This is a genomic window from Niabella sp. (genome assembly GCF_030150205.1).
Taxonomy (GTDB): domain Bacteria; phylum Bacteroidota; class Bacteroidia; order Chitinophagales; family Chitinophagaceae; genus Niabella.
Window position 1 is genome coordinate 1 of sequence record NZ_JASLGT010000003.1, and the last position, 4,763, is coordinate 4,763.

At 47.7% G+C, this 4,763-nt stretch carries 2 protein-coding genes; both read left to right on the forward strand.

Annotation, left to right across the window (positions count from 1 at the left end; genetic code table 11):
• Positions 1-167 precede the first annotated feature (167 nt).
• Positions 168-1,826, forward strand: a complete 1,659-nt coding sequence (locus tag Q1V85_RS02570; protein WP_300597137.1) for a M28 family metallopeptidase — start codon at positions 168-170, stop codon at positions 1,824-1,826.
• Positions 1,827-2,104: 278 nt separating this feature from the next.
• Positions 2,105-4,480 (forward strand): S9 family peptidase, encoded by a 2,376-nt coding sequence (locus Q1V85_RS02575; protein ID WP_300597139.1) that lies wholly within the window; start codon positions 2,105-2,107, stop codon positions 4,478-4,480.
• Positions 4,481-4,763 lie beyond the last annotated feature (283 nt).

Below are 4,763 nucleotides of genomic sequence, written 5' to 3' on the forward strand. Positions count from 1 at the left end.
CTACAGAAGTGCAATAAAAAAGTAGAGAGCAATATTAAATAATTGCTCTCTTACACAGGCTGGCATAAAGCCGCCTAAAACACAAAAGTATTAAAAAAATTAAAACTTCTATTTGGTAATTAACACAGAATCTGATAGCTAAATGCTGAAGGCTAAATATTGATTCAATGAATTGTAAACCGCTCGCTATTGCGCTTGCCGCGCTTGTTTTTGCAGCCTGCAATACCCCGGTAAAAACAAAGAATGAAGAGTCCGGGGCATCGGCATTTAGTGCAGACAGCCTGGTCAGGCACATTAAAATATTATCGTCGGATGCTTTCCAGGGACGGAAGCCCTTTACAGAAGGCGAAACAAAAACGATCGCCTACCTCCAGGACCAATTCCGGGCATTGGGAACAGAACCGGGTAATGGTAACAGTTATTTGCAGGAGGTACCTATGATCGATATCCTGTCGCTGCCGGATACGCTGATGCAGGTGCATACGCCAAAAGGAGCGCTGCAGCTGAAGGGCTACGATGAATATGTATGGTCAACGCCCAAAACGGATGCGGTAGTCAGTCTGGATAATGTGCCGGTGGTATTTGCGGGCTATGGCGTGGTAGCGCCAGAGTATCACTGGAATGATTATGAAGGACTGGATGTAAAGGGAAAGATCGTAATGGTGCTGGTGAATGATCCCGGTTTCAATAATGGAGATACCACTTTGTTTAAAGGTAAAACCATGACGTATTACGGGCGCTGGACCTATAAGTTTGAAGAAGCGGCCCGGCAGGGCGCCCGTGGCTGCCTGGTGATTCACAGTACGGCGGCCGCCAGCTATCCGTTCAGTGTGGTACAGAACAGCTGGAATGAATCGGAGCTGCGACTGGACAATAAAGATGAAAAATTACTGGATGCACAGGGCTGGATTTCTATGGAGGCGGCAAAAAAGCTGATCATTGCCGGCGGGCAGGATACAGCGATTATTGCTAAAGCGGATATACCCGGATTTAGAGCGATTTCGCTAAATGAAACGGTTTCCACACAAATAAAAACAAAGGTTACGTATAGCAAATCGCACAATGTGATCGCAAAGATCACCGGCACCAAATACCCGGATGAATATGTGCTTTATACCGCACACTGGGATCACCCGGGCATTGGCAAGCCGGATGCCAGGGGTGATTCTATTTACAACGGTGCACTCGATAACGCCAGCGGTACAGCTGCCTTGCTGGAATTTGCGAGGGTGTGGAAAAACCAGCAAACTCCGCCCGAACGCACGGTTGTGTTTCTGGCGGTAACCGCAGAGGAACAGGGATTGCTGGGCTCTGCCTACTATGCGCAGCATCCCGTTTACCCGTTGGCAAAAACAGTGGGTGTACTGAATGTGGATGAGGTGAACAATTATGGCCGCACAAAAGATATTATGGTGGTTGGGCAGGGACAATCGGAGATGGAAGACCTTTTAAAAGAAGAAGCCGAAAAGCAGGGACGTTATATCTCTTATGATGCAACGCCGGAGGCCGGGCATTATTTTCGGTCGGATCATTTCAGTTTTGCCAAGGCAGGTGTACCCGCGTTGGCACAGGGCTTTGGAATCGATGTGGTGGGCAAGGGGAAAGCATACGGTAAAAAAATGCAGGAGGCGTTTAATGAACAACACTATCATAGTCCTTCAGACGAATATCAAACCAGCTGGGATCTGAGCGGAGCGGTTGACGACCTGCAATTGCTTTTTATGGTGGGCAAACGCCTGGCATATGGGCATACCTGGCCCGGATGGAAGGCCGGCTCTGAGTTTAAAGCCGGACGGGATAAGACTGCCGCAGCACGGACAAAATAGCGGGAACCAGATAGCTGGTTTCTTTTAAAATAAAGGATGCAGGGTATCAAATTTTTATTCCTGATGAGGGCTTAAACCTGTTTGGTGCTGTCAGACCTGCGTTCCGGCCCAGCATCCCGGTAGCGTTCTCACAGGATCATTTATCAGAACCGGAAAATGTTATGTGCCCATGGTGCGCCTGAAAGCACTGACCCCCTTATTTTTGTATGGAGGATCGTATTGTGCCCGCTCAGGCTGAAGTTCAGGGCGAGCCATTAAATAAATTTTCTGCTTTAAAGATGAAGAGCTTATTGATAAAAACCGCTGCAGTTGCTGCAATGATGGCCGCTGTTACAGCATCTGCCCAGAACAACCCGGGTGTGTTAACCGTAGAACAGATTATGCGTGATCCGAAATGGATGGGTAGTTCTCCGTCTGGGGTGGCCTGGGGCCATACCGGTAATATGTTATTTTTTAACTGGAACCCGGACCAGGCGCCTGCAGATTCACTATACCGTATTTCGCTTGCGGACAAAAGCCCCCGGAAAGTATTAACCGGAGGTCAGCAGGAAGTGGTGTATGAAGACCAGCTCCGGTACAATCGCAACCGGTCTGCAGCAGTTTGGGCAAAGGATGGTGATATCTTTTACAGGGCTCCGGGCGGCAAGGTTATACGCATCACACAAACACTGGAAGCTGAGTATAACCCGGTATTTAGTTTTAATGATACGCGGGTCGTATACACCCGTAGTCAGAATCTTTATTCCTGGGAAATTGCCACAGGTGCTTCGCAACAACTGACCAACTTTACAAATGATACGCCCTCCGATAAAAATAAAAAAGGAAACGCAGAGGAAGAGTGGTTAAAAAAAGAGCAGCTGGCTACGATGGATGTGTTGCTGGAGCGAAGCAATAAACGATCGGCTACAGAGCGGTACCAGAAGGCCGTGGAGCCGGCCGGTTTGCGGCCCGTTTATCTGGGAGGGAATGCACTTACCGGAATTGCGATCAGTCCGGACGGGCGGTTTGTAACCTACCAGTTGTACACGGCAGGGAATGGCAAAAGAACCATTGTACCGGATTATGTAACCGAAAGCGGTTATACCACGGATATTTCCGGACGTACAAAAGTGGGCAGTCCCCAGGGCAGCGCACGGTTCTTCGTTTATGACCGAATAAAAGATACGGCGTATAAAATCAATACGGAGCAGATCCCCGGCATCCGGGATATACCGGTATTTGTAAAGGACTATCCGGAACAATGGGAAAAGTTGAAAAAAGATTCGGCGCTGCGCAATGTGAATATATGGGGTGTGGCATGGGCCCCCAATGGCCGGTATGCCTTGCTGGATGTGTATGCTGACGACAATAAAGACCGGTGGCTGATGCTGATGGATACAGCAACCAGGAATCTTAAACTGGTAGACCGGCAACACGATGATGCCTGGATCGGCGGGCCGGGTATAGATCAGCGCTCGACCGGATGGATCGATAATGAAACGCTTTGGTTTCAAAGTGAAGCAACCGGGTATGCGCACCTGTATCTTTACTCCCTGGCTTCCGGCACCAAACGGGGGCTTACAAAAGGAAACTATGAGGTGCAGGACGCAAAGCTCTCCAGGGATAAACGATCGTTTTATATTACCACAAATGAAGTGCACCCGGGAGAGAAGCAGTTCTACCGGTTAAATATAAAAACGGGTGAAGCCATACAGCTGACCACAATGGCCGGAGCCAATGAAGTAAGCCTGTCGCCTGATGAAAAATACCTGGCGATCCGAAACTCATTTATCAACAAGCCCTGGGAACTTTACCTCCAGGAAAACCGCGCCGGTGCCCGGCCGGTGCAGATCACCTCAAAAGCGCAAAGTGAAGCTTATCGGCAGATCAAATGGCGTACACCCGAAGTAATTTCATTTACAGCCAGGGATGGCGTACCGGTATATGCGCGCATATACAAACCGGAAAATGCCAAACCCGGTATGCCGGCTGTATTCTTTGTACACGGTGCCGGATACCTGCAAAATGCGCATAAATGGTGGAGCTCTTACTTCCGGGAATATATGTTCAACAATCTTCTTGCAGACAATGGCTATTATGTAATGGACATTGATTACCGCGGTAGTGCCGGCTATGGCCGGGACTGGCGTACCGGTATCTACCGGCATATGGGGGGCAAAGACCTTACAGATCATGTAGATGCTGTAAAATATTTAACCGATACCTACAAGATCGATCCCGCGAAAGTGGGCATTTATGGCGGATCTTACGGTGGTTTTATGTCCCTGATGGCGTTGTTTACAACGCCGGATGTATTTGTAAGCGGAGCAGCCCTGAGGCCGGTTACGGATTGGGCCAATTATAACCACGGGTATACCTCCAATATCCTGAATGAACCGTTTACTGACAGTATCGCTTATCATAAAAGTTCGCCCATCTATTTTGCAAAGGGACTAAAAGGAAACCTGTTGATCTGCCATGGTATGGTAGACGTAAATGTGCATTACCAAGATGCGGTGAAGCTGGCACAACGTCTGATGGAATTAAAGAAAGACAACTGGGAGCTGGCGTCTTACCCGATGGAGGATCATGGGTTTGTGGAGCCGGTTAGCTGGACGGATGAATACAAACGGATCTTCAAACTTTTTGAGCAGACGCTGAAAAATAAGCAATAACGCCTGTTTTGCAGTTAGGGCGGTCGGATGGTTCAGGAAGTCTATCCAAATCTTTCGTACCACCAGTTGCTTTGTGTGCGCAATAGCTTCTGATTTTTTATTTAAAAAATAATATATATAATTTTTTGTAACTTCAGGTTGCTAATACCGATTAGACATTAATTTAATATCTTTTTGTATATTTGAGTTATGGGTAAATTAAAAGAGCTATTCATTAAAGAGAGCCTTCCAGAACTCCGTCATTTACAGAAGCAAAATCCTTCTCAGTTTAAGCGTGTTCAAA

What these genes read in the sequence shown, in the direction of transcription:
- Q1V85_RS02575 (WP_300597139.1), top strand. Translation starts at nt 2,105, where the DNA reads ATGAAGAGCTTATTGATAAAAACCGCTGCAGTTGCTGCAATGATGGCC.
- Q1V85_RS02570 (WP_300597137.1), top strand. Translation starts at nt 168, where the DNA reads ATGAATTGTAAACCGCTCGCTATTGCGCTTGCCGCGCTTGTTTTTGCA.